The organism is Halocatena pleomorpha, from assembly GCF_003862495.1.
In the GTDB taxonomy this organism is placed as follows: Archaea; Halobacteriota; Halobacteria; order Halobacteriales; family Haloarculaceae; genus Halocatena; species Halocatena pleomorpha.
Genome location: NZ_RRCH01000014.1, coordinates 165,434 through 191,918 on the forward strand (window position 1 = coordinate 165,434; position 26,485 = coordinate 191,918).

Genomic DNA, 26,485 nt, shown 5'->3' on the forward strand with positions numbered 1-26,485 from the left:
TGCCCGGCGTATGGTTAGCAGACCGAACGTAGCTGCATCGTATGGGATTACAAGCATACGTTTGTAATGATGATTCGACGAGCAAATACGGCTATCACTGGGTGGTGCCTTTCGTACGGCGTTACCAAACAGTGTGGAGGGTCTCAGTTCGACACACCGGTGTTCGAACAGTCGGCTGATGTACGTCGAAGCGTACGGCTGCACGCTCAACTGATCGAACAGGTCGTGGTCCGTGCTCTCGAATAACAGACAGATACGAACTGCTTAGTTTCTCTACGGACACATTCCAGCATGGACGAGGGAGACGACTCCGACTCCGAGAGGGCAGTTCGAGACGCGATCGAACGGTCTAGAAGCGGTGCCCCTGCAGTCGGAGCGGTTGTTCGTGACCGGTTCTCCGCGGACGAGGTCTTTCAGAGAATCGTTGCCGCTGCCGACGAAGAGATCACGTCAGGCACCCGTGAACTGTTTTTCAGCGCGCTCGCTGGTGGCTTTGCCATCACCATCACGTTTCTGCTCTATTCCTCGATGACAGCTACGACGGGTGATAACCCGGTGATGAGTGCCCTCCTGTATCCCCTTGGCTTCATCTACATCATCATCGGTGGGTACCAACTGTACACCGAAAACACGGTCCCGCCGGTGACGCTGACGTTGGAACGGTTAGCGAGTCTTCCGGCATTGTTGCGCCACTGGTCGACCGTCCTCGCTGGCAACTTCATTGGGGGAGCCATCGGGGCAGCAGCACTCACGTGGGGGGACGTGTTCTCCTCCGGTGCAACGACTGCGGCACTACGCCACGCCCGGCACGGCGTCGAAACACCGGTGACTGCGTTGTTTTTCAAGGCCGTGTTTGCCGGATTAATCGTCGCCGGGGTCGTCTGGATTGTGTACGCCGCGCGTGACACCATTTCCCGCCTCGTTGTCGTGTATCTAGCCTTTCTTGCGATCCCGCTTGGAAACCTCTTTCACGTGGTCGTCTCGTTCACTGAAATGATGTATTTGGTGTTTGCCGGTAACCTTAGCTTTACCGTCGGATTGATTCAGTTTATCGTCCCAGTCCTTGCCGGTAACACACTCGGAGGCATCGTGCTGGTGACGGTTATCAATTACTTTCAGACGACCGAACGTCGTCTCGAATCCGCGCGGTTCGAGGGGGTAGATCGGCAGCTTTCGATCAGGGAGTGGACAGTCGGAAGCCTCGCGGGTCGTTCATACGTCTCCATGATCGACACGGCTGACGAGCCTGTGGCCGATGACGCCTCCTACCGAGTGCTTGTCCCAATCGGTAATCCCCGCACCGAATCCGGTGTTGTCGATCTCGCTTGTTCGATCGCCAGCGAACGAGAGCCTGCGACCGTTCACGCGGTTCACATCGTCCAAACGCCACGAGTGTCAGTGGGATACGAGCGCAACCACAGGGAGCAAATCGTTGCCGAGTCCAATGAACTCATGGCAGATATCGACGAGACCACGCAGTCGTATGGGGTCTCCTGTGCAACCTCGACGATCGTTTCCCACCGCTCCTTCGAGGAGATTTTCGACACGGCGGCGCGGGAACGTGCGAATCTCGTGGTAATGGGATGGGGTCCCGACCGGCCGTGGGGGGCTGGCCACACGGATCGTCCGATCGCCGAGCTGACCGGACAGCTCTCTAGTGACGTTCTCGTCCTCAAAGATCGTGGGTTCGACGCTTCGCGGATCCTCCTTCCAACGGCAGGGGGACCGCACTCTGATCTGAGCGCTGAAGTCGCGCGGGCACTCCGCGCGACTGCCGGCTCCGAGATCACACTTCTCCACGTCGTCGACGGACCCCAAGAGCGTGAGGCAGGCAAGCAGTTCCTCACTGACTGGGCAGTGGACCACGACTTAGACGACGCCGTTCAGGTTGTCGATGACTCTAACGACATCGAAGGTACGATCGGTCGTATGGCAACCGATCATACTCTCATACTCATTGGGGCCACCGAAGAGGGACTGCTCTCACGACTCGTTACTGACTCGTTGTATTTCGATGTCATCCACGAAGTCGATTGCTCGGTCCTTCTCACCGAACGACCGGGCGGACGAACGATTCTCGAACGGTTGATCGGACGAACATGACCGGCACACCTTATTCTTCCGTGTCGGCGTGTTCTTCCATAACGTGATCCCTCAGATCTGCTTCGTTATCGAACGATGCGTCACACATGTCGCACTCGTGCTGTTTCATAGACTGATCACTCAGTCGCTGTCGGTGATGTCTTCGTTCGTCGATCACCTGGAACGACCGGTACCACACAATCGATTTGTATCGCGTTTGATTTAAGTATGCGGTCGTCGTATGCGGGGCTCGAACGCACTCACCAACGATCCGACTGTGAATGTCCGGTACCGGGACGGGGGGACGGTTCCGCGTCTGAGACATCGAAATCGGCAGGAGTCGCTGCCTGACCGACGGTCGATCTGCTGGCCGGCGTTCGTCGTCCACCTGTTTCAGGTTCGATCCGCACAGGTGTCGCCTTGTACTCGGGACACCGAGCGCTCGGATCGAGTGCCTCCTCGTTAGTCAACAGATTGACCTGTGCGTCGTCAAGATAGTGCATCGGAACGAAAATCGTTTCGGGGTTCACCCGCTTTGTGACCTGCGCTAGTACTCGTGCCGATCCGTTCGGTGACGTTACCCGGACGTACTCGCTGTCCCCGATGTTGTGGTCGGCCGCAGTTTCGGGGTGGATCTCAGCGAAGGCTTCCCCTGCAATCGACATGAGACCCTCTTCACGATGGGTCATCGTCCCCGTGTGGTACTGATACAGCACCCGACCCGTAGTCAGTGTCAGGGGATACCGGTCGTCGGGTTTTTCTTTCGGACCATCCGTGTCAGTCGGGATCAAAAACGCCTTCCCGTCGGGCTGATTGAACTTCTCAAGATACACCGTCTCGGTACCGGAGTGCTCTTCGTCCCAGCACGGCCAGCAGATACCACCGTCCTCTTCAAGCCGCTTGTGACTGATTCCGCCATAGATCGGGGTGAGACTCGCAATTTCGTCCATGATCTCTGCTGAGGATTCGTACCCCCACTCGTGACCGAAGCGTTCGGAGAGTGCTTGGACGATCCTCCAGTCCTGTTTGGCGTTGCCTTTCGGCTCTATCGCTTGTTTAACCAGCTGTACCCGACGCGTCGAACTCGTGAACGTGCCGTTCGATTCGACGAACGACGTGGCCGGCAGCACGACGTCGGCGTACTCGGCGGTGTCGGTCAAAAAGATGTCTTGAACACAGAGGAAATCGAGATTTTCCAAAATCTCCCGTGCGTGAGCGACGTTCGGCTCCGAAACCGCAGGATTCTCGCCCATGACGAACATCCCCTTGATATTCCCCTCATCGGCAGCGAGGAACTGTTCAGTGATCGTTAATCCGTCCTCATCGGTGAGTTCGACGCCGTACGCGTTCTCGAATTTCTGACGGACATCGTCGTCGGTCACTTTCTGGTAGCCCGGGAAATTCCCCGGTACGGGTCCCATATCACCGCCACCACCCTGAACGTTGTTCTGCCCACGGAACGGTGAGACACCCGAGTTCGGCGTTCCCACGTGACCAGTGACGAGTGCGAGATTCGCCATCGAAATCACGTTTTTCGTTCCGTTGACCTGCTCTGTGAGTCCGAGCGCCCAGCAGAACACGCAGCTGTCGGCGGCAGCGATCCCTTCGGCGGCCTGCTTGAGTTCGTCCGGTGGGACACCGGCTTTCTCCTCGACGTATTCGGGGGTGAACTTCTGGACGGAGTCCGCTAACTCCTCGAAACCGACGGTTCGCTCGTCGATGAATTCGGTGTCGTGCAGGTCGTTTTCAATGATGTGGCGGATCATCCCGTTGATCCATACCGCGTCGTATCCCGGTCGGACACGGGTGTACTGTGAACGGGTGAATTCAGCGATCTTCACCACCCGCGGATCAAACACGTAGATGTCTGCCCCCTGAATGACGTTCTGCTTTATGAGCGTCGCAAGCACCGGATGCTGCTCGGTGGTGTTCGATCCCGTGACCAAGAAACAGTCGGTGTTTTTGAGATCAGTGCGACTGATCGAACTCGCACCGTAGCCGAGCGTTTGTGAGAGCGCTTCGACCGTGGGAGAATGACACAAGCGGTTACAGTTATCGACGTTGTTCGTCCCGATCGACTGCCGGACGAACTTCTGCATCACGTAATTGGCCTCGTTGGTCGCTCTCGAAGACGAGACGAATCCGAGCGCGTTCGCTCCGTGCTTCTCTTTAATCTGCCCGAGTCGATCTGCAACGAAGTCGAGGGCCTCGTTCCAGGAGGCTTCCTGAAATTCGCCGTTTTTCCGTATCAGGGGCTGTGTAAGTCGATCGTCACTGTTCAAGAATCCATAGCTGAACTTGCCTTTGACGCAGGTCGAAATGCCGTTGATCGGCGCGTTGTCCGGATCGGTGGGCCGTGAGGCGAGCACTTCCCCGTTTTTCGTGTAGAGATCGAACCGACAGCCGACAGCGCAGTATCCGCATGTCGTATCAGTCACGTCGACCTCCGAAAGTCGGTAATCATACAGGACCTTCGACAACTGGAACAGTTTCCCCTCACTGATCGTGTCTGCAGCGATCGAGGCGGCGCTTTGTTCGAGGAACTGTGCTGGGCTCCGACCGAGGCCCCGCCGTTTCAACCTCGATCTTGCCTGTCCTTTCGCGCGTTGCATGAATCCAGCAACGCCGTCTAACTCCGTGCTGCCGTCGTTCGTCGTATCGTTACTCATCGTCACTGTATTGCCAGATCGAATCGGTTTGTTCGTCGATCTTCGGTTCCGCTTCGGTGTGTTCTTCAGTGTACATCGGCGTCATCCGTCGTGGGCGGGACGTGTACTCTTCACCGATCGTTTTTCCGACCGAGTTGGTGTGTGTGAACCCTGGGATCGGCAGCGTTGCTGCTTCGACGAGGTTCTGTTCGACGAGCGCACCGGTCGGACACACCGTCACACAGTGTCCACAGGAGACACACGTCGATCCCATCATCGTCTCCGCGCCGTTCTGAAAGCCGATACGCATCTCTCCGGCTTGTCCCTCCATTCGGAGTACGCCGGCGACTTGGATGTCGTTGCAAGCCTCGACACAGCGGTTACAAAGGATGCATTTGTTCCGGTCAATCTGAATGAACGGTGATGACTCATCGATCGGTTCTAACGCATCGCGGTCATGGACCACACCGTAGCGCGGGTGTTCGACTTCGGCCTCGATCGACGCTTCCTGAAGTTCACACCGTCCGTTTTTCCCACAGGTCGTACACAGAAGGTTGTGTCCACCTAACACGAGATCGAGATTCACGTCTCGCGTCTCGGAGGCAGCGGGTGTATCAGTCCGGACGTTCATGCCCTCTCTCGCGGGAAAGCTACACGAGGGGATGAGTCCGTACTCGTCGCTGTCGACCATACACGTCCGGCACGTGCTTCGTGGACCGATGCGGTCGTCTTTTTGGTAGGAACACAGCGCTGGAACGTTTTCGTTCGTCTCCGCCGTGACGAGACCGTCGAGTACCGTCGATGACGGCCCCAACGTGACTGACTGACCGTCAACAGTGATCGTCGTCGTCTCATCGGACGTTACGTCCGGGTCGGTCGCCGTTCCCGTGGCAAGCACCGCATTGATCTCCACCTGTCCCTCCCTAACGCGCCGGCTTTTCTTCCATATCGGCTCCGCTTCTGGCGTGTCTTGTGTGTTGTCCCAGATTGGATCTGAACTCATACCTTCTGTCTCCGTTCATTGGATCGCATTCGGTTTCCTGTACAACCGTCGTGGATCGCTTGCGTGGTTCGTCTTATCGCGGTCATGGTGTACAAACGCCGTTCGGACAGCGCCCGTCGGCGTGAGCGCGAAATTCTGATTCGAATTCGTTCATAGCAGTTGCGACCGGTCGTTGTGCGTCGCGACCGAACTGGCAGATGCTTGATCTATGCATTACGCGTAACAGCTCTCGGATCTTTTCGGCGTCAAACGTGCCATCGTAGATGTCACGAAGCATATCTGCGAGCTGTTGGGTCCCGCCACGGCAGGGAAAGCACCGACCGCAGTTCTCCTTCTCAGCGAACGACGCACGGTGGCCGACGACCGACAACATACACCGGTCTTGGTCGAAGAGTTCGATGACGCCGTTCGTTCCGAGATTCGCAGCCGCAAGCGCGTTCGTGTGGGCCGGCACATCGAGCGTACGCGTCATCCCTCCGAAGACGCCACCGACGCAGGCAGCTTTCAGTCGGCCGTCGAGCTTAACAGCGTGTTCAACGACGGAAAGCGTGTCATTCGTCGCAAGTTCGAGCGTCATCGGTGTCTCAACATCTCCAGCGACGGTGACGAGACGGGTGCCTGGATCGGAATCGTTTCCGATTCCATCGCCGCCATCAACGAAGAAAGCACGAATCTGTGCCAACGTTCTGGGCGTGTGAATCAGCGTTGGCCGTCCGTAGAGACCCTCCTCGCGCGGGAACGGAGGCCGGAGGCGTGCCTCAAGGCGATGATTGCCCTCAAGGGCTTCGATCGCCATCGTCAACTCACCGGCCGTGTACTCGTCTGGCCCGGCGATGGCTTCGATCGGGATGTCGGCACCAACCTTGTTCGTCAGTTCGGCAGCGGCCTCGTTGACACGATCCCTCGCAAGGTCTTCTGTCTCATTGAGATAGACGAGAAGGTTCGTCGCGCCGATGATCCGAGCCGCCGCCAGTGCCGCATCAAGCACGGCTAATGGATTCGATTCGAGTAGCAATCGATCCATCTCCGCGTCTGGGTCGGCTTCGTTCCCGTTCACCACGACGACGGGATCGGCGTCACGCTCGCGGCTAATCTCTCGGACCGTCCGCCACGCGTCTGCGATCCGTGTATCACACGACCCGTCACCACGACCACGACCGCGTAGGCCGGTGTCATCAAGTGTAGAAAGCCATTCGGTGGCCTGATCAGCAACGGTAGCCGCAAGAAAATCCCTCGACGCCACGTAATCGTTCGTGTTTGCTGGGAGTATCCATCCGCTTCTGTCGAGCACTCGCCGCTGACCGAGTGCGAAAACCCCTTCGTCCGGCGTCGGCAGCGTCGCCGTCGCCGGATCGTGTTCGGTGACTGCCATCGCTCCTGTCGTCGGTAGCGATCCATCGTCAAGCGCGACCACGAGATCGCGGACCCGCATAAGCGAACACTGGGGATAAAACGCTGTCTCCCCCTGATACGTCGCCAGTATGAGTGGTTCCAACTCCTGAATACCGGTCGGTCCCACCTCTACGATCGGGACTGACGCCTTCGGCTCGCAAGCCGCATGGAGCACCTCTCGGCCTCGTATCCTGTTTTTTCCGCCCGTGGATACGCGAATAATCGTGTCTTCTTCGATCGAACCGTTCTGCGCCATAGATAATTATAGTATATTTGTTGTAGTAATAAATGTTGGTTACGCCTCCTTATATCACATATTTCGACGTAAACTTCCGCGGAATTGTTCGAGAATCGAACGGTGCGTTCAACTCAGTTCGATATCCTTCTCTCGGGGAGTCGTGGGGACGTATTCCACACCCGGCGTTGGTATCGGTCGTGTTCGGTCGTCCCGCAACCCCCGGGCAACGGTGGCGATCACCGTCAATCCGTAGACCGCAACGACGCCGCTTGCGGTTTGAAGCGTCGGTTTGTCGATGACCATCACGCGTCTGTTCTCTGGCTGTAGCCATATGCCTGCTCATTCCGTCCGGTCTACGACAAATATCGGTTGAGTAGATTTCATCGTTCGTTGTCAGTCACACGGACAACTGATATCGCCAACGAGGGCGCGATGGCCGCCGGCTGTGTTCTGGACCAGCTCAGGACACCAGCGACTGATAATGAGGTGTGTGGCCGATTTGGAATGAGGTGTGCGACCACCATCTGATCCGTGAAGCGACGAAAGAACCGTTCGTGTCGGCTGAGAATCCGTTTCACACCGGTCGATAGTCATTGAATCAATCGCCGCTACGGCGGATGGTGGCGACTCCGTTCGGTGAAGGCAGATCATTCGGGGTTACAAGCGATTTATACGGATGGCTTGAAGAGTACCATTCGGATGGGACTGTTCGAAAATCTCGTGTTCGTGTTCGTTGCCGGATTCACCACGGCCCTCGCAACCGGTCTCGGTGCAGTCCCGTTTTTCTTCTTCGACGCGATCAGCGAGCGTCGAAACGTCGCTCTGTGGGGGTTTTCATCGGGAATCATGATTTCAGCGTCGGTGTTCGGACTCATTGATGAGGGATTGGCGAACGGAACGCCGTTGGATCTCGCCATCGGGATGGCCGTCGGCGTTCTGCTCGTTGTTACTGCTCACGATGTTCTCATCGACGCTGAGATCGATCCCCGCAACTACGAGGAGGCGGATTTCAAAAAACTCGTGCTCATTCTCGGAGTCCTGACCGTCCACAGCTTTCCCGAAGGCATCGCTGTTGGCGTCTCGTTTGCTGATCTCGGGTTCGGGAACGGTGTACAAATTATCGGCGTCTCCGTTCCGCTACTGGCTGTCTTCATGACGATCGCAATCTCGATTCATAACGTTCCGGAGGGCACCGCGATCTCGATCCCTCTGACATCGATGGGGGTTTCCAACTGGAAGGCGGTCTGGTGGGCGATCTTCTCAAGTCTTCCACAACCGATCGGAGCCGTTATCGCGTTCGTTTTCGTCCGGATCGCTCGGGACTTCCTTTCGTTCGGATTCGGATTTGCCGCAGGAGCGATGATCTATCTCGTGCTCACCGAGTTCGTTCCTGAAGCTCTTAGCATCGGAGCGGAACTGCCACACGGGGGAAAGAAAGAACTGATCGGCGGAATGACCGCGGGTGTCCTGTTGATGCTACCGCTCGCGTTCGTTTGATCGCGGAATGTGACTGCATAGCTACCATCATTGAGCCTTCATCAACTGTTATTAATACTAAATCACACGTTTCATATACTTCGCCACGAATCTTACAGTATGAAGCGACGGCAAGTCTTATCCGGACTCGCCGCGGGGTTTGCTCTCGGACCTGGCTGTTTGAAAACGTTCGACAGCGACGGCGGAGGAACTCCGTCTACTGATTCAGGCGGAGAGACGCCGACAGCGAACGGAACGAATCGGTCGACGAATTCCCAGACAGCAACGCAGAACAACTCATCGTCGACCGGGTCACCATCTCAGGGAGCACTCATCGACACGGGGAACCTTGCAACGTATACGAACAATACGTACTCCTACAGTATCAACTATCCCGCTGACTGGCGGCTTACAACGAACGACCCAAAGACCGTTCGGATCAGAGATCCCGACAGTCCGGCCCGAATGCTCGTTCGAGTGAAAGACGGCGTCGCAAGCTTCATTCCTCGTGAGACGATCATCGGGATTGCCATCCAGCAGGCCAAACGCAGGTACTCCATTGATAAGGTTACTCGGCTGGGTCAGCGAGAGACGACATTACCGAACGGCACGCCCGCCACGCTGGTCAAAACGCGATTGCAACGGTCAGGAACCGGTATGGTACTACGAGGAACGTTCATCATCGCCCACGTTGCTGATACGGTGTACGCGGCGGGGGTTTTCGTTCCTGAACGGGCAGTCACCCCGTCCCTTACGCGGGCGATGACGGAAATTGTCACTTCACTAACTATTCAGTGACGACCGGTTACCCGCCGCGTCTTCAACTACTTAGTGAGCCGACGCATCGCAGTGGAGTCCGAACCAATATGAAACAGGCACTTGTAGCGTCGTCCGTATGACGACGACCATCGATGTCGAAGGGATGAGTTGCGAACACTGTGAACAGACCGTGGAGAAAGCGCTTTGTGATGTCACCGATGTCGTGTCGGCTAACGCGAAGCACGAAACGGAGACCGTCACCGTTGAAGGAACCGTCGACACGACTGTTCTTGTTCAGGCGATCGAAGACGTGGGGTACACCGCCAACGCGTAGTGGAGAGAGCCACGTGTTCGTGGCAGAATATCCACGGGGACTGATGCCAGCCCCACCAAGGTGATCCGTCCACGCCGATAACCGTAACGAGTAACAGAACGGAATATTTGATGTGATCAACCCGAAATAACAAAATATTGCTATAGTTGTAACTCGTATGGGTCGCTACCCGGGGTCGTTTCTCAACGACACCAAGTTCGTTTGAATAGAAGTAATCAAATATATTGTTGTTATTTTCAGAATAAAATATATCGGACGCGCTCTACGGAATCTCGTTCTCGATTCCGATAATACCGGAAGACAGATTGATGCGTCAGTCCGGATCAAGTCGGTTCGGGCCGACGTTCCACTCCGGACGACAAGAACTCATGTCTACGTCGGTGATCGGCTTGAGTAGGATCGGATCCCGAATTCGGCACCGTTATTTCATGATTGTTAATATCTCCCATCTAAACGGTAGAAAATCAGGAGATAGATACCGACTGATTAGGAGATGGTAATCGTGAGTTCGTGCGTCGTGGTGTCCCCTTCGTTGTCGGTCGCTGTCAACGCGACGGTGTAGTTGCCGGGAGCGTCATACGCGTGGGCGTTCCACCACCCAGTGGCGGTAGTGCCGTCACCGAACGTCCAATTTAACGACGTGATCCACTGTCCACTTCCAGACGTGTCCGTTACTTGGAACGTGATCCGTTCGCCCACCGACGCCGTCGTCGTGCTCGGATTCAACTCCGCGAGTACGGTCCCCGACCCGTCATCGTCCGTAGTTGTTGCCGTAACGGTAGTCGTTGTCGACTCGTTACCCGCGCCATCGACTGCCTGAACGCCGATTTCGTAAGTGCTCCCTGCGGACAAGCCCGATACCGTCGTCTGGGTCATCCCCGCCGCGACGGTCTGGTCTTGGCTCCCATCGACAGACACCACGTAGTGGTCCAGTCCGGAGCCACCGGTGTCCGAGGCGGCATCCCAGGCGACAGTCACCGAAGAGTTCGTTGTCGAATTTATTGACAGGTTCGTGGGTGTACTCGGAGCCGTCGTGTCGTCACTCCCACCACCACTGCCGTCAACGGTGATCGTCACGGTTGTCGTACCCGCAGCGTCAGTCACCACCGTGGTTGTTGTCGCTCTATCGCTGTCGGTTTCGGCAGCGATCTCGTACTCACCGAGGAACGCCGATGTAGTGTAGGTGCCACTGCCGTCGGTTGTGGCGGTTTCATCGGTCCACCACTCATCAAACACCAGACCAGTCCAGACATCGTATGCCGGTTTCTGCGACCAATCATCGTAGAACAGCGGGGCTTCATTCTCCCAGTGACGGGCGTCCCAAAAGCCCCACATGATGAAGCTATCGACACCCGGATGACTGAACGCTCCCCGGAGATAGTTGTCCAACATGTCCGCCCGTTCTTGGTCGCTGTTCCAATCGTCGCCGTTGTAGGTGTCGAACTCGGTGATCTTCACCCGAGCGCCGTGGTCGGCCCACTTGTTGATCTCGCTGACGACCTGGCTGGCACTGATCCGTCCATCCGGATTGGAATTGGAGTTGAAACTCCCAGTGCGGGCGGCCACGTGAGCCTGCAAACCAACCGTATCTAGTTGGACAGCATTGTTGTTGATGTGGTCGATCTCGGTCTCATAACGACTGTCAGTGTACGCATACGGGAACTGATTGAAGTCGTTGACGCCAATGCCGACATCTAACCCGTTTGTGCTGATGACTGACGCGGCGTGGTCATACCAGTCGGCCAGCAGTTGGGACGTCCACGGGACGACATCGCCAGTCCACGGTTCGTCGGTGTTGATCTGATCGCCGTAAACACCTAACTGAAGCTGATAGGTGTGCATCACTTCGTTGACAATCTCCCATTCGGTAATATCCTCGCCGTAGTGAGTGATGATGTCCTCGATGTGCTGCATCGATCGGTCTCGGATGGTTTGGGCGTCCTCGTTGTCAATGGCCGTTTGGACATCGTCAGGAATAGCACTCACACCGTCCCGGCCCCAGACGCAGACGTGCCCGCGCACATCCAACCCCTGATCGAGAAGCCACTGAGTGGCTTGGTCAGCAAGCTGCTGTTCGTTCTCCCAGAACCGCCATTTGTGACGATTTTCTAACACTGTCGTGTTAAACAGTTCCGGGATGTAAGTACGGTAGTTGTCACCGGCGCTGGAGTTGTTGATCAGTGTATTGGCGTTGACGGCGGTACCGAAGTTGAAGGCGTGGGTCTGTTGGGTTATGGAAACGTCGGCGTCCGCGACGGGCGAGCCGTCGGCGTTCTCGACGACGATTTCTACGGTTCCCGTACGATGCTCTTGGATCCGTTCGTCGATCGTCTTGGAGGTATCCGCCGGCTGGGCCGTCGCTGGACGGGCACCGAGACCACCTAACGCGCCGAGAACACCGAGTCCCCCGAGCACACGCATGTACTCACGGCGGTTGAGGCGACTCCCTGATCGCTCGTTCGATGCACCTGTCAGACTCGATCGCTCATGCTCGCTTGTCATGCTAACATACCACCTGCGTTCAACTGATATCTGTCTAATACTATAAAAGTTGTGTTAACACTGAATTTCACCACCAAATAGATGTAGCTATTTCTGGCGCACATATCAAGGCGTGCCGATCGATTGCGGATCGATCGTGTATCACTCATGGTGATATCCGTCGAATTCTGCTTCTATCGATAGTAAGGACAGATTTTAACTTTCTCTTCAGTTATATTCTATTTTTATTAAAATTACTCAATTTATGAAGTAGATAGTATGGTATTGCTCGTTTGTGTATATTCTTCCATATGGAAAACGTTAGTGGAAAATACACGGCAAACGTATACCATCTCGGCGGAGTGGGAACGATGTCGGTGTCATGGCGATGGATATCGCGGTTGACACCGGTGAAGTCGTACTACCGCGTCGTTCTTAGTCGTCTATAACGGTATCTTTTACATCAGTACAACTGTAATGTCACACTGGACAGACAGTACTGGAGATCACTCCGACGGATCTGTCGATCTGATCACGGGACTCGTTGTACGGAGTCAAGCCGACATCGAGACGAGGCCGTCCGTGAGCAAGCAGCGGGGGATCAGGATGAGCAAGGTAGGCTAACGCTACTGGAACAAGAGCGGTGCCGGTGGGAGAGGTCCGGCGAGGTGTCGTGCTCACAGCAACGAGACAGGTCGACAGGGTAGTCCGTTCGACAGTATGTTACCTGTGGACTATCAGCGGACAGTTTGACATCACCGTCATGGGGAGATTCAGAGCGATATCATACATCTGTGAAACGGACCGCCGTTCATTCCCACACGTGTCGTATTCGCGGAGTCGAACAGTTTCCAGTCACCATTTCCGTCCAAAAGACCCAGATCATCGGTGGTGAAGAATCACCAAACGAGTCCTTACCCAAAGGCGGTTCCTCTATTCGACACTTGATGTACTATCGGAATTAATCTCTAAATTACAATGTTGCGTCCCGGTGTCGTAGTACACGTTGTGTTACTGGCGAGGGGTCGTATCGGGGTTCGCTGAACGATCCTCGGTGAGTGATCGCGGGCAGTCCGGGATAACCGGGGGAACCAGTCATGAATGAAGTGCTCGTCCTCGACAGTAATGGGCAGGCGGCCCTTAGCATCGTTCGGTCGCTTGGCAGACACGGCGTCCGCGTTACCGCTGGAACGGAGCGGCGGTTCGCCCTCGGACCGGTATCAAGGTACGCGACGGACACGTACATCCACCCGGATCCAGCTGACGACTGTTATGCCTTTCTCGACCACCTCCGGGCGCATTTAGTTGACAACGACTATTTCGCGGTCGTTCCGGTCACGGGGAAGACGACGACGCTTTTATCCCGTCATAAAGACGAGATCGAACGAACAGGAACGGTCGTTGCTGCCGAGGACTGGGAAACACTCTCACTCGTGTATGACAAGGCGAACACGTTCGAACTCGCCGCAGAGCTCAATGTTCCGGCCCCTGGGACCTTCACCCCAGAGTCACAGACCGATCTCGATCGGATCCGAAACGAGTTGTCGTATCCGGCGGTGATCAAATCACGGAGCAAGAGCATGTGGACTGAGAACGGAGAACACGAATTGAGCCGCGTCAACGATTCCTATTACGTCCGCTCGCCGGATGAACTCTCATCGACCTACGAAATGATTCGCACATCGAACGACGTGTTTGAGGAGTACCCACCCCTGGTTCAGGAATACGTCCCAGGGGAAACCCAGACAACGGTCGTTTTGGCTGACGAAGGTGAGATTCTCGCGCACTTCCAAGAGCGACGACTGCGGACCGATCCACCGAGTGGTGGGAACTCGACGCTTCTCGATGGTGTCCGAAACCAGCGGATGTTTGAGTCTGCTCGGACGCTGATCGAGCGACTGGAGTGGACAGGTCCAGCGCAGGTCGAGTTCATGAAGCGTCCCGACGGAGAGTTTCAGCTCATTGAGATAAATGGTCGGTACTGGGGATCGCTCCCGCTTGCGATAAACAGCGGGGTCGACTTCCCGTGGCTCCACTATCGGCTGCTGCGTGGCGATCGGCCGAGGGCGGTCGGGAGCTATCGGACGGATGTCGTCCAACGGCGCTTGCTGTATGGAGACCTCAACTGGCTCCACCACCATCTCGCAGACGGTGATCTCCGTGCGGTTGGACCGTTCTGCCGGGCATTCGTCGGACCGAAGCATACGTTCGTGTCGGTCGACGATCCACGGCCCACCGGTATCGCCCTCCTCCAAGCAGTTGAACTCGGTACTGGACAGCTTTTGAAAATGCTTCACCTGACGTAGTGTACTACCGCTACATTTTCTTTTGCATTCTAATTGCTGGTATGTCTGGACTCCCGGCTTCGTTCGCGTCGATCTCCTCTTTTACTTCAAATCCACACGATTCATAGAACCCGACGGCGTTCATTGCTGCGTACGTTTCGAGTAATTGTATGTTCTCTCTACAGCAGTGATTTTCGACATGTCTGAGAAGGTCCGTTCCAACCCCGTTTCCAGCGTGGTTTGGATCGACGAAGATGCCAGAAAGGTACCGTTCATTCAAATGAACAACGGAGAATCCGACCGTCGTATCATCATTCTTCGCTATGACAGAATAGTAACTATTATCATCAAAAACTGCATGACTGATGTTCTCTGATCCATGATCGGACGGTGCTAGATGTTGCATCTGCTCGTCGGAATAGTAGTCACCGGCGTGGCGTCGGATTGCAGCGACTTGTATCCGGGCCATCTCCGGTGCATCGTCGGCCTGTGCAGGGCGAATCTCTACCATACCTATTAATTGATCATCTATGAGAGTTATACGTTATGTTCATTTTTGAACGCGGGATTGGACACCAATCGTGATTGAACAGGTAATGTGGCGTGTTCGTCCACGCTATATCCGCAACCGATTCCGACATCAAAAAGGAATGAACGCAGTGAAGAATCGGTACAACCATATGTACGAAGCAGTAGCATCTATCAACAGGAACGTTACAATGGATCAGAAGCTAGGAAGCCGAACACGACGGGCACTTCTCCGGAGTGGAGCGCTTGCGCTCGCTGGCGGGATGGCAGGATGTACTGAAGGCCCAACGAACGCCAATAACCAACCATCCACATCGACGGAAACGACGACGCCCCAGCCCACTTCGACGGATAGCTCTGGTCGTTCGTTTCCCTACCTCCACACTGCGTCAGGAACGACTGCATACGGCATTGCACTCGACGGGAAGCCGGTGTTCGGGAAAGAGGATGCCCCCGTCGATATGTATTACTGGAGTGAACTGAACTGCGAGTACTGTAGTGAGTTCGTGAAGAAGATCTTCCCCCAGATCCTCAAAAACGAAGTGGCAAACGGAACCCTCCGTGTCGTTGCGCTCGAATTACCGTACAAGACAGAGAACTCGTGGCCGGCCGCTATTTTAACCACGTGTGTGTGGAAGCAGGTCTCTGATACCAATCCGAACAAGTTTTGGGAGTGGTACCGCACTATGTACGAGAAGCAAAAGAAGCCGGGGAGTGGCTGGGCCGATCAAGAAAACCTCCTCCAGATCACGGAAAACGTCGGAATAGATCCCGCACCCGTCAAATCGTGTGTCGATTCACAGGGCGACCAGATCAAACAAAAGATCGAAGAAGAGATCCCCTCCAAATCGAAGATACCTGCAACACCGGGATTCATTCTTTTCAACCGAGAATCGGAACAATCGTCGAAGATCATCGGTACACAACCATACGAGACGTTCAAAGCTAAGATCAGTGGAATGCAAGGGTAATAGACCCATCTCCCATATAAAATGATGTGTGTGACACAGTCATAAAGTGATACAAGATTGTCACCACACCATTGTCAGTTCCTACGTCCGGCTGAGAGTAACGGGCCGCTGTAGCGTTCATGGTCGTACAACTCAGATTTGAGTTCGGATTCTGAGATATATCATCGCTGTCTGTAGGACGGCCGACGCTCCACAGGTGGACCGGAGATCCGCATTAGCGGGGATCACCCGAGTTATCGGTCTTTCGAAATGTACAATTAGTTGTAGCTGAAGAGCTGAATCGATGTCGTGTTCCGTGTAGCGTCATCCGCTAGTATAACAGGCGCGCAACCGATCTGTTGGATATGACTGCCTCGGGTTCGGATTCTTCTGCGGAAACTCGTACAGCGATTATGGAAGCCACGTTCCGGGCGCTCAGCGAACACGGTTACTCGGAGCTCCGGATGCGCGATATCGGTGAAGAACTAGACGTGAGTCGGTCACTCATCCACTACCATTACGACAGCAAACACGATCTCATCTCCGCGTTCTTGGAGTACATCGTCGAACAGTACGAGGGGAGCGTCGACGTGACTGAAGAAACTGATCCGTGGTCGGAACTCGACCGTCGGATCGACCAGTGTCTCTTCGGTCCCGAGTTCGACGACGGATTCGGTCACTGGGAACGGATGCGTGTTTATCACGAACTGTTCTCCCAAGCACAACACGACGAGCGCCATCAAGAGATATTCAACAGACACTACGAACGGATTCGGGGGAGCATCACACAGGTGATCGAGCGCGGAATCGAAGAGGAGATGTTCCGTACCGTGAACGCCGACGAGATAGCTCAGCTCATCACCGACATCATCCACGTTGCCCGAGAGCGAAAGATTTCGCTTGGGCAGGATGACGCACCCGAACAGGCACGGCGTGCCATCGATACGTTCGTCCTCGCATCGCTCGTGAATCCTGAATTCGTCGTCACCTCGATGAAATCCTCGAACTGAGACACTGACACTCTAAACAGTGCATCCTCCCGGTGTGGAACAGCACCCTGTTGACCAGATGGTAAAAAGAAGTAGTTTCTGAAAAATCTCGTGGGCCGATCAGGTGACGGCTGGCAACCACGGGTGGCGTGAGGAAGAACGATCTACGCCTGCTGAGAGCAAGGAGTGACAGTGCTCAACCGCTACAGTCGTCAGATTCGCCACCGATAGGCCGAGTGGCGCCGATTTCGATCCGTTCCGGAAGGGACGAAAATTTGTCCATAGTTTTTTATACATTGTCCATCTGGTCAACAGTGGTGACACCATGGGAGAAATCAACGGACTACACCACATAACCGCGTTCGCTAGCAATCCCCAAGAGAATCTCGACTTCTTTCAGAACGTTCTCGGGATGCGATTTATCAAACGGACAGTTCGATTCGACGTTCCCGAGGAGATTTATCACCTCTACTATGGGGACGAGGTCGGTACCGCAGGTTCGATTGTCACGTTCTTTCCGATCCGAGATATGCCCGACGGCGAGGTCGGCAAAGGCCAGATCAGCGGGTGCGGTCTCATCATCCCCGAAGGGTCTGTCAGTTACTGGGAAGCTCGATTCGATGAACACGGTGTCGAGTACGTAACGACCGAACGGTTCAATGAAACTGCGATCGAGTTCACCGATCCCGACGGGACGCCGTTCGAACTCGTAACAGGAGAATCAGAGATCGATCCGTGGGACGGTAGTGATGTACCCCCCGAACACGGTGTGCAAGGGCTTCATAGCGCGACTATCCACTCGAACGATCCCGCCGGGACGTTCCGCGCACTGAAGACGATGGGGTGGGAACGGGTCGGCCGACAGGACTATCCCCAGACGGGTGATCGGGTCCGCTTCGAAGCCCCCGGTGCTCGGACGGGAGCCGACTTCATCGACGTTCTGATCCGACCGAACGCCTCTCAAGGGGTCACGGGAACCGGGACGTTCCTCCACGTCGCGTTTGACGCTGGCGAGAAAGAAGAACAGAAAGAGTGGAGTGACCGGTTCAGGGACGCCGGTCTGATTACGACCTCACGGAAGGACCGCGATTACTTCTGGTCGATGTACTTCACGGAACCCGGCGGAGCGGTCTTCGAGTTCGCAACGACCGGGCCGGGTATGACGCTCGACGAGAACATCGACGAGCTCGGTGAACACCTCCGTGTTCCAGACTGGCTCGATGTCGATGTCGAGTACATTGACGAACAGCTTCCGGATCTCACGCTCGACTAATAGGATTCGGAGATCGAATCGGTGATTGAATAGCACAGAAAGCGGACTCAAGCACGATGGACACCCACTATCCGACGAACCGACCGATCGACGCTGAACAAGGAGCAACGACGACGTTTCCGACAGAGCTGACGAACATCCCGTGGATCGATGTTCACAACCATGCTCACACCCTTTCGTGGAACGACCGCGAGAAATTCGCGTTGAGCGGCTGCGAATCGATGGTAATGATGGCAGCCGCCTACTACTGGACGCCGTACAAGCCGGTCAAGCCACAGGATGTCCAGTACCTCTGGGACGACGCGCTCAATCGCCTCGGCCAGATCAAACAGGCCCACGTCTTTGACGCGAAACTCGGAATTGGGATTCACACCGGTGCGCGGGTCGATGAGTATGAAGTCCTGTTGGAGCGGCTGCCAGCCTACTGCACACTCGACGACGTTGCTGCTGTCGGAGAGATCGGGATCACTGCCGAACAGCACGTGGCGCAGTGGCCGCTTGACGATCAAAAGCACGTGACGCGGCGGCAGATGGAGATCGCCGACGACAACGACATCCCAGCGATCGCCCACACGCCGCCGGATCTCAGTGACGTTGAAATCCCCTTCCGCGAGCGGGGGATGATTCCCGGATACGAACTCGACATGGAACAGCAACAGCCGTCTGTCATCGACGCGGCGGACGAGCGCCGAGCCGCGATCGAACTCGACATCGAATGTAAAGACGAAGCAGGGCTCCCAGATGATCGCCTTGTTCTTTCACACGCCGATCAGGAAGCGGCCTCGTACGTGATGGAGAGCACGGACTGTTATCTGAGTTTCACGGTGAGCTATCCGTGGCTACTCGGCGTGACACCACAGGATGTCGCCGCAGTCATCGAGAAATACGGCCCGGATCGCGTTCTAGTAGAGACCGACAGCGCGGGGATCCTCCGGAGCGACGTGTTCGCGTTCAAGCGGACCATCTTCGAACTCTATCGACTCGGGATCGATGTCGATACGATCAGACAAGTCGTTTATGAGAATCCACGGGACGTTTTACGCACCGACTGATCGCTCGGTGTGGCCCTCGCGCCGACGCCGCGCTACTTGATGAATCGACAACGGCTCCGTGTGGCTGATTCCCAGGATTTGAGAATCGGCCCATCTTATTTACCCTTTCATTCAGAAAATTAGCCATTGAAATCCCATATTGTGAGGGGATGAACTGTATAACGTTCCACGAAAACCATGATCGAAATCATTCGCAGATACGACAGTCCCTACCGTCGATCCACACGGAATGGGAACGAGGAACGATTCGACGCCGTTGATCAGATTCACAGTCAGTGTACGTACCGCTGTCTGACGCGTGAAAATGAATTCCCATGTGTAGCTATTTACCTCAACGCTCCACCGAAGTGGACAAATAAAACAGGTGAACCGAGTGACGATCCGCGCGCGGTATCAAGAACTCAGCAAGGCGCGTGGCACCGCAAACGAAAAACAGTGATTGCGTGATGGACCACACTACTGAGACAGATAACGCGTTCGAGATTCTTGTGACTCTCGACGAACGAGGCCCGTGTCGTGTGACAGAGGTCGCAAAGGTTTTAAATGTACATCCAGTTCCGGTCGATCGAACATGCACTCGTCTTCAACAGGAGGGATTACTCCAGCGACAGCACGGAGGCACGTATCGCGTCACTGAGACCGGGCGCGTCGCGATCGAAAACCATCCGTGAACGATCCGACTGGCGGATCACAGTTTGGCCGCGAGGGAGTTTTGCAAAAGCGTTCGGTGACATCGTTTGCGGTCAGTGTTTTCATAACAAACGAGGACGAGTCGTTCATCGGTCTGGAGTCGGTCGGTGAGTTCAGCGAGTGCTTTGCGGGCGTCGGAATCGGTTGTGAGATGTGATCGGTAGCGATCCGCGAATCCAACAACGTCCCAAGCAGCATTGTGAGCACCGTCATCACACATCCCTTGCATTTTGAAATCTTCATACAGCTGCTTGAATTCGTTTGAGAGGTCAGGTGGCGGACCGAGTGAAGGACAGTTCTCATCGATCACCGACCTGAGCCGGTTCGTCGGTCGTCGAACGACGCCCACAAACGTGGTATCCTCCGGAAAATTTACGAGTTCGTGTCGGAGGGCTGTGATATACGTGTCTCGGGTGGTGTGCATACGCCTGTCTGACTGTTCGACGCCCAGGATAGTCAAGTCTTGGCAAGCAGTTCGAACCGATGAAGACCAGTCACGAAGAGGGAAGAATATCGACGGTGTCACCCGGTTCGACGTTTATCTCTTCGTCGAGACGCAGAATCGTCACCCCATTTTGTACGTCGAGGACCCGAGCGGAGCGACGTCCCTGTTCGGGAAACTGTCGGTCGATCATCGATTCGAGTTCAGCGATCCGGTCGTTCAACACCTCGAGACGCTCGACGACCGTCGACGATGGTTCTGTCGCTGCATCGTCGGTCTCTTTCGCCCGGTATTTTTCGTCGACCGTATCCGTCCGTCCCATAGCTGTCTCTCTTGAAATCGCTTGCGTGGCAATGCCTTCCCGTTCGAGATCAGGGGTTTCACACCGGTCATTCGACGGAAACTCAGATTCGGCATCCGCTGTGAGGACATCGCTACTGATCGGTTGTCGGGGATCGATCCTCTGTCGAGTAACGTAGCGTTCGACCTGATCAGAGACCCACGGCGGTGGGGTCCACCCCGTCTCGTTGAGGAGCGTATGATTGAGCCTGTCGTTTGTGGCCCAGACGTAGCTACTGTAGTGGTCTTTGTACTGATCGGCTGCCGAACCGGTTTCATGGAGGATGATGAGATGGATCGGTGCGAGCGACTTGATGACGCGATCGATCGTAGACCGACGCGGGTGATTTTTAAGCGGGAACGAATAGACGGTACAGGTGGCTGCCGTAACGGGTGGACCACCACCGGCAGGGATCTGGACGAGGGTCGCCGCGTCATCGGTCCGGATCTGCTCAAAGAGGCGAGCGGCACTCGTCGCGCTATCGGCGGTTGGTACGTCAGGCCCAGCGATCGTTACCTCACCGGGCGCGAGTACAGCCGATGGCGAATCGAATTCGGGCACTGTCGAGACGCCGGGCAGATCGTAGTTAAGACGTTCTGCCAGGATCGCTGTCTGTCCGACAAGCGTGATCGGAAACTCTCGCCCATACTCAGTGGAGACGCGGCTGAGCAGATAACCGAGGTGGAGTCCCATCTGTCCACCCGCCGTAACGAGGACGGTCGAGCCAGCGGTTGCACGGTCGGAGATCGTCTTCACAGTACGTGTCGCAGCCGATTCGAAATCTTCGCTCGCCGTTGCTGAGAGCAGGCACACGTCAATGTCGAGCGGCAGATCCGCATCAAACCCTGAATATCCCGCTGTCCGTCGCAGCGTGAAATCCCCCGTCGCAAGGACGGTTCGTGTCTGGTTCCCATCGTCAATCGCGAACAGCAAACTCGCCGCGCCTGGAGCGTGGCCTGCGGGCAATGCTCGGACGCGCAGCCCATCAACGATCGTGGTCCATCCGTCGATCGGCGTTACAGCAGAGAGAACGCTGTCGTGATCGACAGCCGAATGGGGCTTTCCAACCTGATAGGACGCTTCTAACAATTGTGTGGTGTCCGGTGTTGCATACACGGGGGCACCGTCCCGGAGATTAGAATCGAGGGATTGGTAGTGATCGTAGTGGGCGTGGGTGAGACAGATTGCGGTCAGATATTCATCCTCATCGAGGAGTTCATCGACATTCACATCGTCACCTGAATCGATTAGAATGCAGACAGTTTGGTGAGGAAGAAGGCCCTCGATTCGAAGCAAAACAGATTCACAACCGGAGTATGGATTCGCATGTTGATAACTCAGTTTCATATTGATAGAGAAGATAGTATAGCGAAGCAAAAAACAGTCTCGATCGATTAACAGGTACGATCTCCCGGAATTCCTCGTACCAAATCAATATTTTTTAAGTCTATTTACATCATGTAGAATTATAAAATGGTTACAATACACTCAGCAGTGAATGACACGTTAAAGCCATCAAGTAAAAATATTTATATGATGTTCAGGTAGCGATCCTGTCGATCGAACGAAATAGGTGTTCTCACGAAAAACTGGTGGGCTATCAGGTGGACAGCACGACTGTCGCTGGCGTTCGTGTTACAGTACGATCAATAGTACAATGACGGTCGTGATTGCCACGATCAGCGGTTTGTTTTCGAGTACTTGCTGGTGAAGTGACCGTTGTTCGTACGCCTGACGGAACTGTTTGCGATTTTCTTCGTTGTAGAAATAGCGCTTTCGGAGTGCAAAACGTTCCGTCACTGCGCAGTCGGTACACACCGGCTTACCCTCAGTCCGTTCGGTTCGGATGTGGCGCCAACAGCTGATACTCCCACAGTTATCACAGTAGGTCAACGGCGTCCAGGACCATCCACAGTGAACACAGCGAGCGATTCCATTGTCAATGAGGTGTCGATCTGATCCGACAGCGTCGTACTCCAGCGTATAAACGTATTCGTTCAGCTGTGTCTCCGAGCGGATACGGGGTACGTACAGTGGTTCGATCTCGGTGGTTGAAACGTCCGATTCGGTCGGGACGCACTCCTTCTCGTAGTCAACGTTGTTGTCACCGGTGTATTCGACCGTCGTCGCGTGTTTTTCCTGAAGTCGATCGACAGCCCACGCTTCGAAATCGGTTTCGGCGTGTCGAAACCGCACGACAGTCGTGTCGACGAATTCCTCTCGTTCTTTTGCGTCCGAAAGATTGATCGATCGGTGGGACTTCCCGGCGATGAACTGTTGTAGCGAGTCTTCGATGGGCTGTGGAGGAGTGTGGTCGCCGTGGACGTGGAAAGTATCACGCTCGTTTACGCTGTGAATGACGCCCACAGAGGTTTCGAACTGCGCATCCGTGTGGGTCTCGATCGTTGCGAGCGGACGGAACTCGGCTGTCGATTCGATTCGATCGAGATCGGCCGTGGCGATGTTCTTGATGGCTTCAAACTGCTCAACAACCGGCGGTTCGACATCTCCCGGCGGAAGCGTTTGGTGACAGATAAGCTCGACAGTCCCATTCTGAAGATCTAATCCGGTCTGATCAGCGATCTTTACGAGCGTGTTTCCGTCGACCAGATCGATCTCAAGTCCATTCCCGTTCGTTTTGACCTTCTCAACGTACTCGTGGGCCTGTATCGTAAACGTGCCGGACGTGACGACCATCCCACGAACGGGACTCGAATTCTCATACGTGATCACGGCAGAATGTAATTTTTGGACGACTCCTCGACCAACCTGTTCCATGTGTTTGCACTCGACGACGATGTCCTGTCGATGCCCGTTGACCGACTCTGTCATCAAAATGTCGCGGCCTTCGTCTCCCGTTTTGGGCGTTTGTCGGACGTTCTCATAGCCGTAGTTCCGGAATACATCGACCATGATGGATTCGAATTCAAGTCCTGACAAGTCATCGAGGACGGTCATAATTCACGATGCAACGTGTGTAATATATATGTTCTGAATATCGTACAGCACACAGACCCACCGATACGAACCGTTTGTCGCGTCGGTGCACGAAAATGACTAAAAATGAGAAAGATTTATGATGAAGAATGTCATCACAAATATCGTGGCTGGTAATATCACACACCAAAACAGCAATAGTTTGGCACGTGGCGACACCGTATCACGGCGGTGGTTGCTAAAGGGACTCGGTGTTGTCGGAACCGTCGGTTTGACCGCGGCAGCAACTGATTCGGTGCGGGCTGCGTCGGGAGATCCCGTCGCGTTCCAGTATTTTCACGAGACATGGAACACTATTACGAGCAACCTTTCGACCGTTGCTGATCGAGGATACGACGCCGTTTGGATACAGGCACCCCAGAAAAGCGGGTTGACGTGGGCGGATCAGGGAGGGCGTAACGATCCACCGCTGGGGTATCAGCCGATCGATTTCACGAGTTTCGAAAGCGAGTTCGGAACGGAAGCCGAGCTTCGAACGCTCATTGATACGGCCCACAACCACGGTATCGAGGTGTACGTTGACTGCGTCATGAATCACATGGCGGACGGAAACGGATATGAATTCCCTCGATTCAGCTATTCGGATTTCCACCACTGCTGTGGCGGGATCGACGACTGGAACGATCCACACGAAGTCAAAAACGGCGAACTACTCGGCCTTCCAGATCTGAAACAGGAGTCAAGCTACGTTCGTGGCGAGTTGTACAACTACATGCAGAAAATCGCCGCGGTTGGTGCGGACGGCTACCGGTACGACGCTGCGAAGCATATGTATCCTAGTTACTTCCGAGACTATGCGAACCCGTGGGCGGACGAATTCGGGATGGAACGCGTTGCTGAAGTGTACAGCGGAAGCGTCCCCTACGTTCAGGAGTACATCGATACCGGAATGAACGCGTTCGACTACCCCTTATTCTACACGGTGTCCGATGTTTTCAGCGGTGGGGATATGAGCACTCTGCAGGGCGCAGGCGTCAAAGCACAGGACCCATGGCACGCGTGGCCGTTCGTCGACAACCACGACCAAAACGGTCCGGACCAGTACGAACTCGCACACGCACATCTCCTGACAATGGAAGGCTGTCCTGTTGTGTACAATCTCTATCCGGATTGGATACTCAATAACGACGCCATAAACACCATGGTCAAGGTGCGAAAGAACCACTGCAGCGGGGAGACGCACTGGCGACACACCGACACGGATCTCGTGGTCTATGAGCGATACAACAATCTTCTCGTCGGGCTGAACAACAACACTACCGACTGGCGGAGTAGTTCTGTGTACACCTCGTGGACTGACACAGTGTTGCACGATTACAGCGGGAACACAGACGACGTGAGCGTCGACGGTGATGGACGGGTCGAGGTGTCCGTCCCGCCCGAGGGATGGGTGTTTTACGCACCGACGTGAACAACGAGAACAGAAGCGTTCTCTACCGCTGTCTGTTCCAGTCGTCCGTTTTGAATCGCTCTGTGGCGAGTTCATCCGCTCGTGCGAGCTCTTCGTCTGTGAGGCTTCCAACGCCGTTGTTGTACCGCTCTGTGTAGGCGTCCGTAATCGCCTCGATGATCGTCTCTCGCGTCGCATCAGTGTGGTCGGTGATACGTTCGACACGCTGTTCTGCCGACTGGACAGCCTTATCCGACAGCTTCTCCTCACCGATCCGAAGAACTCGTAACATTTCACGGAGATCGAGGGCGTAACTCAACGTCACATGGTGAAGGACGCCGTGGTCAACCCGGAGTTGGGCAGCACCGCCGAGTTTCCCGTCGGGATGAACGATGTCGTTTAGTGGTTCGTGCCGCGCAGGCACACCGATGTCTTGCAGCGCTTCGACGATTGGTGCATCCAGTACGTCGTAACTCGCTTCGACATCGTCAGGAACGTCCGCTCGGGGGAGATACAGGGAGAACGTGATCACGTCGCCGGGTGCGACGTACATAGCACCGCCGCCAGTGATTCGCCGGACGACATCGATACCGTGTTCGCGGACGTAGTCAACAGCGACCTCGTTTTCGTAGGCTTGGAACCGCCCGATTGGAACGGCCGGAGCCGTCCGATACCAGAATCTGAGAACAGGCTCACGCTCACCGGTTGCAATCCGATCGAGCAACAGTTGATCAAGCGCGTGATGGGTCGGCTCTGAAAACGGATTGCCGTGGATGATTCTCATTGATGGACTGCCTCCTCAAGGGCTGTGGCGAGGGTCTCAGCGTCGAAACCGATGAGTTGCGCGTCCACCCGCTGGATGGCGGAAACGATCCGAGCGTGATCACTGTCCGTCGGAAGTCCTTCAATGGCCGCTTCCAGTTCTTCGAGAGCGTCAGGCGGTTCAAGAAAGAAATCACCCCGGATCGTCACGTCCTCAAGCTCGTCATCGTACGTGACACGCACCTCGACGAGTTTTCCGGCCTTGTGTGTTGCTGTTCCTTCCATATCACTACGTGGATACGGAGTGGAATAAGGATTCGTTGCACCCTTCGATGGGCCCGATACTCACAGGAGTCTTGCTGTAGGCGGTGCTC

23 protein-coding genes are annotated in these 26,485 nt (G+C 55.2%); 11 read left to right on the plus strand and 12 right to left on the minus strand.

Features of this window, described 5'->3' with window-relative positions:
- Positions 1–291: 291 nt before the first annotated feature.
- Positions 292–2,103 carry a formate/nitrite transporter family protein gene (locus EIK79_RS07260; RefSeq protein ID WP_124954453.1) on the plus strand — a complete coding sequence of 604 codons (1,812 nt, stop codon included), beginning with the start codon at positions 292–294 and terminating at the stop codon, positions 2,101–2,103.
- A 239-nt stretch (positions 2,104–2,342) separates the two neighbouring features.
- Here the strand turns inward: EIK79_RS07260 and fdhF are convergent, their stop codons facing one another.
- The 4 genes from fdhF to EIK79_RS18020 all read right to left on the minus strand — a co-directional run bounded on the left by fdhF (position 2,343) and on the right by EIK79_RS18020 (position 7,666).
- Positions 2,343–4,751: a formate dehydrogenase subunit alpha gene (gene fdhF / locus EIK79_RS07265; RefSeq protein WP_124954454.1), complete on the minus strand. Its 2,409-nt coding sequence runs from the start codon at positions 4,749–4,751 to the stop codon at positions 2,343–2,345.
- Positions 4,744–5,733, minus strand: coding sequence for a 2Fe-2S iron-sulfur cluster-binding protein (locus EIK79_RS07270; RefSeq protein WP_124954455.1), 990 nt, complete (start codon positions 5,731–5,733; stop codon positions 4,744–4,746). Before EIK79_RS07270 ends, fdhF begins: the two co-directional genes overlap by 8 nt.
- A gap of 82 nt (positions 5,734–5,815) precedes the next feature.
- On the minus strand, positions 5,816–7,381 hold the full coding sequence (locus EIK79_RS07275; RefSeq protein WP_124954456.1) for an NADH-ubiquinone oxidoreductase-F iron-sulfur binding region domain-containing protein: 1,566 nt from the start codon (positions 7,379–7,381) through the stop codon (positions 5,816–5,818).
- Between the two features lie 108 nt (positions 7,382–7,489).
- Entirely contained in the window at positions 7,490–7,666 is a 177-nt protein-coding gene (locus tag EIK79_RS18020; protein ID WP_185715543.1) for a hypothetical protein, read from the minus strand.
- A gap of 396 nt (positions 7,667–8,062) precedes the next feature.
- On the opposite strand from EIK79_RS18020, the gene EIK79_RS07280 reads away from it, so the two are divergent.
- The 3 genes from EIK79_RS07280 to EIK79_RS07290 all read left to right on the plus strand — a co-directional run bounded on the left by EIK79_RS07280 (position 8,063) and on the right by EIK79_RS07290 (position 9,932).
- On the plus strand, positions 8,063–8,860 hold the full coding sequence (locus EIK79_RS07280; RefSeq protein ID WP_124954457.1) for a ZIP family metal transporter: 798 nt from the start codon (positions 8,063–8,065) through the stop codon (positions 8,858–8,860).
- 99 nt (positions 8,861–8,959) lie between these two features.
- Positions 8,960–9,637 (plus strand): PsbP-related protein, encoded by a 678-nt coding sequence (locus EIK79_RS07285; RefSeq protein WP_124954458.1) that lies wholly within the window; start codon positions 8,960–8,962, stop codon positions 9,635–9,637.
- Between the two features lie 97 nt (positions 9,638–9,734).
- The gene (locus tag EIK79_RS07290; RefSeq protein WP_124954459.1) at positions 9,735–9,932 is read left to right on the plus strand and encodes a heavy-metal-associated domain-containing protein; all 198 of its coding nucleotides are present in this window, start codon (positions 9,735–9,737) and stop codon (positions 9,930–9,932) included.
- A 486-nt stretch (positions 9,933–10,418) separates the two neighbouring features.
- On the opposite strand, the gene EIK79_RS07295 is transcribed toward EIK79_RS07290, so the two are convergent.
- The gene (locus tag EIK79_RS07295) at positions 10,419–12,434 is read right to left on the minus strand and encodes an endo-1,4-beta-xylanase (RefSeq protein WP_124954460.1); all 2,016 of its coding nucleotides are present in this window, start codon (positions 12,432–12,434) and stop codon (positions 10,419–10,421) included.
- Positions 12,435–12,893: 459 nt separating this feature from the next.
- Entirely contained in the window at positions 12,894–13,094 is a 201-nt protein-coding gene (locus tag EIK79_RS07300; protein ID WP_124954461.1) for a hypothetical protein, read from the minus strand.
- Positions 13,095–13,510: 416 nt separating this feature from the next.
- Here EIK79_RS07300 and EIK79_RS07305 point away from each other — a divergent pair, with 416 nt between their 5' ends.
- Positions 13,511–14,719: a carboxylate--amine ligase gene (locus EIK79_RS07305; RefSeq protein WP_124954462.1), complete on the plus strand. Its 1,209-nt coding sequence runs from the start codon at positions 13,511–13,513 to the stop codon at positions 14,717–14,719.
- A 10-nt stretch (positions 14,720–14,729) separates the two neighbouring features.
- Here EIK79_RS07305 and EIK79_RS07310 read toward each other — a convergent pair whose 3' ends face one another.
- The gene (locus tag EIK79_RS07310) at positions 14,730–15,209 is read right to left on the minus strand and encodes a GNAT family N-acetyltransferase (RefSeq protein ID WP_124954463.1); all 480 of its coding nucleotides are present in this window, start codon (positions 15,207–15,209) and stop codon (positions 14,730–14,732) included.
- 208 nt (positions 15,210–15,417) lie between these two features.
- Between EIK79_RS07310 and EIK79_RS07315 the strand changes: the two genes are divergently transcribed.
- The 5 genes from EIK79_RS07315 to EIK79_RS19245 all read left to right on the plus strand — a co-directional run bounded on the left by EIK79_RS07315 (position 15,418) and on the right by EIK79_RS19245 (position 20,161).
- Positions 15,418–16,197, plus strand: a complete 780-nt coding sequence (locus EIK79_RS07315) for a DsbA family protein (protein WP_185715544.1) — start codon at positions 15,418–15,420, stop codon at positions 16,195–16,197.
- 392 nt (positions 16,198–16,589) lie between these two features.
- Positions 16,590–17,186 carry a TetR/AcrR family transcriptional regulator gene (locus tag EIK79_RS07320; protein WP_124954465.1) on the plus strand — a complete coding sequence of 199 codons (597 nt, stop codon included), beginning with the start codon at positions 16,590–16,592 and terminating at the stop codon, positions 17,184–17,186.
- A gap of 304 nt (positions 17,187–17,490) precedes the next feature.
- Positions 17,491–18,438: a VOC family protein gene (locus EIK79_RS07325; protein ID WP_124954466.1), complete on the plus strand. Its 948-nt coding sequence runs from the start codon at positions 17,491–17,493 to the stop codon at positions 18,436–18,438.
- A 56-nt stretch (positions 18,439–18,494) separates the two neighbouring features.
- The gene (locus EIK79_RS07330) at positions 18,495–19,490 is read left to right on the plus strand and encodes a TatD family hydrolase (protein WP_124954467.1); all 996 of its coding nucleotides are present in this window, start codon (positions 18,495–18,497) and stop codon (positions 19,488–19,490) included.
- Positions 19,491–19,936: 446 nt separating this feature from the next.
- Positions 19,937–20,161: a MarR family transcriptional regulator gene (locus tag EIK79_RS19245; protein ID WP_124954468.1), complete on the plus strand. Its 225-nt coding sequence runs from the start codon at positions 19,937–19,939 to the stop codon at positions 20,159–20,161.
- A 17-nt stretch (positions 20,162–20,178) separates the two neighbouring features.
- Here EIK79_RS19245 and EIK79_RS07340 read toward each other — a convergent pair whose 3' ends face one another.
- The 3 genes from EIK79_RS07340 to EIK79_RS07350 all read right to left on the minus strand — a co-directional run bounded on the left by EIK79_RS07340 (position 20,179) and on the right by EIK79_RS07350 (position 23,920).
- Positions 20,179–20,604 carry a DUF488 family protein, N3 subclade gene (locus EIK79_RS07340; RefSeq protein ID WP_124954469.1) on the minus strand — a complete coding sequence of 142 codons (426 nt, stop codon included), beginning with the start codon at positions 20,602–20,604 and terminating at the stop codon, positions 20,179–20,181.
- 70 nt (positions 20,605–20,674) lie between these two features.
- Positions 20,675–22,309: an MBL fold metallo-hydrolase gene (locus EIK79_RS07345; RefSeq protein ID WP_124954470.1), complete on the minus strand. Its 1,635-nt coding sequence runs from the start codon at positions 22,307–22,309 to the stop codon at positions 20,675–20,677.
- A gap of 288 nt (positions 22,310–22,597) precedes the next feature.
- Complete coding sequence (locus tag EIK79_RS07350) at positions 22,598–23,920, minus strand: restriction endonuclease (protein ID WP_124954471.1); 1,323 nt, start codon at positions 23,918–23,920, stop codon at positions 22,598–22,600.
- Positions 23,921–24,065: 145 nt separating this feature from the next.
- Between EIK79_RS07350 and EIK79_RS07355 the strand changes: the two genes are divergently transcribed.
- Positions 24,066–25,370, plus strand: coding sequence for an alpha-amylase domain-containing protein (locus EIK79_RS07355; protein WP_233738016.1), 1,305 nt, complete (start codon positions 24,066–24,068; stop codon positions 25,368–25,370).
- Positions 25,371–25,392: 22 nt separating this feature from the next.
- On the opposite strand, the gene EIK79_RS07360 is transcribed toward EIK79_RS07355, so the two are convergent.
- Positions 25,393–26,133 carry a lipoate--protein ligase family protein gene (locus EIK79_RS07360; RefSeq protein WP_124954472.1) on the minus strand — a complete coding sequence of 247 codons (741 nt, stop codon included), beginning with the start codon at positions 26,131–26,133 and terminating at the stop codon, positions 25,393–25,395.
- Positions 26,130–26,396 (minus strand): hypothetical protein, encoded by a 267-nt coding sequence (locus tag EIK79_RS07365; RefSeq protein ID WP_124954473.1) that lies wholly within the window; start codon positions 26,394–26,396, stop codon positions 26,130–26,132. Before EIK79_RS07365 ends, EIK79_RS07360 begins: the two co-directional genes overlap by 4 nt.
- Positions 26,397–26,485: the final 89 nt, after the last annotated feature.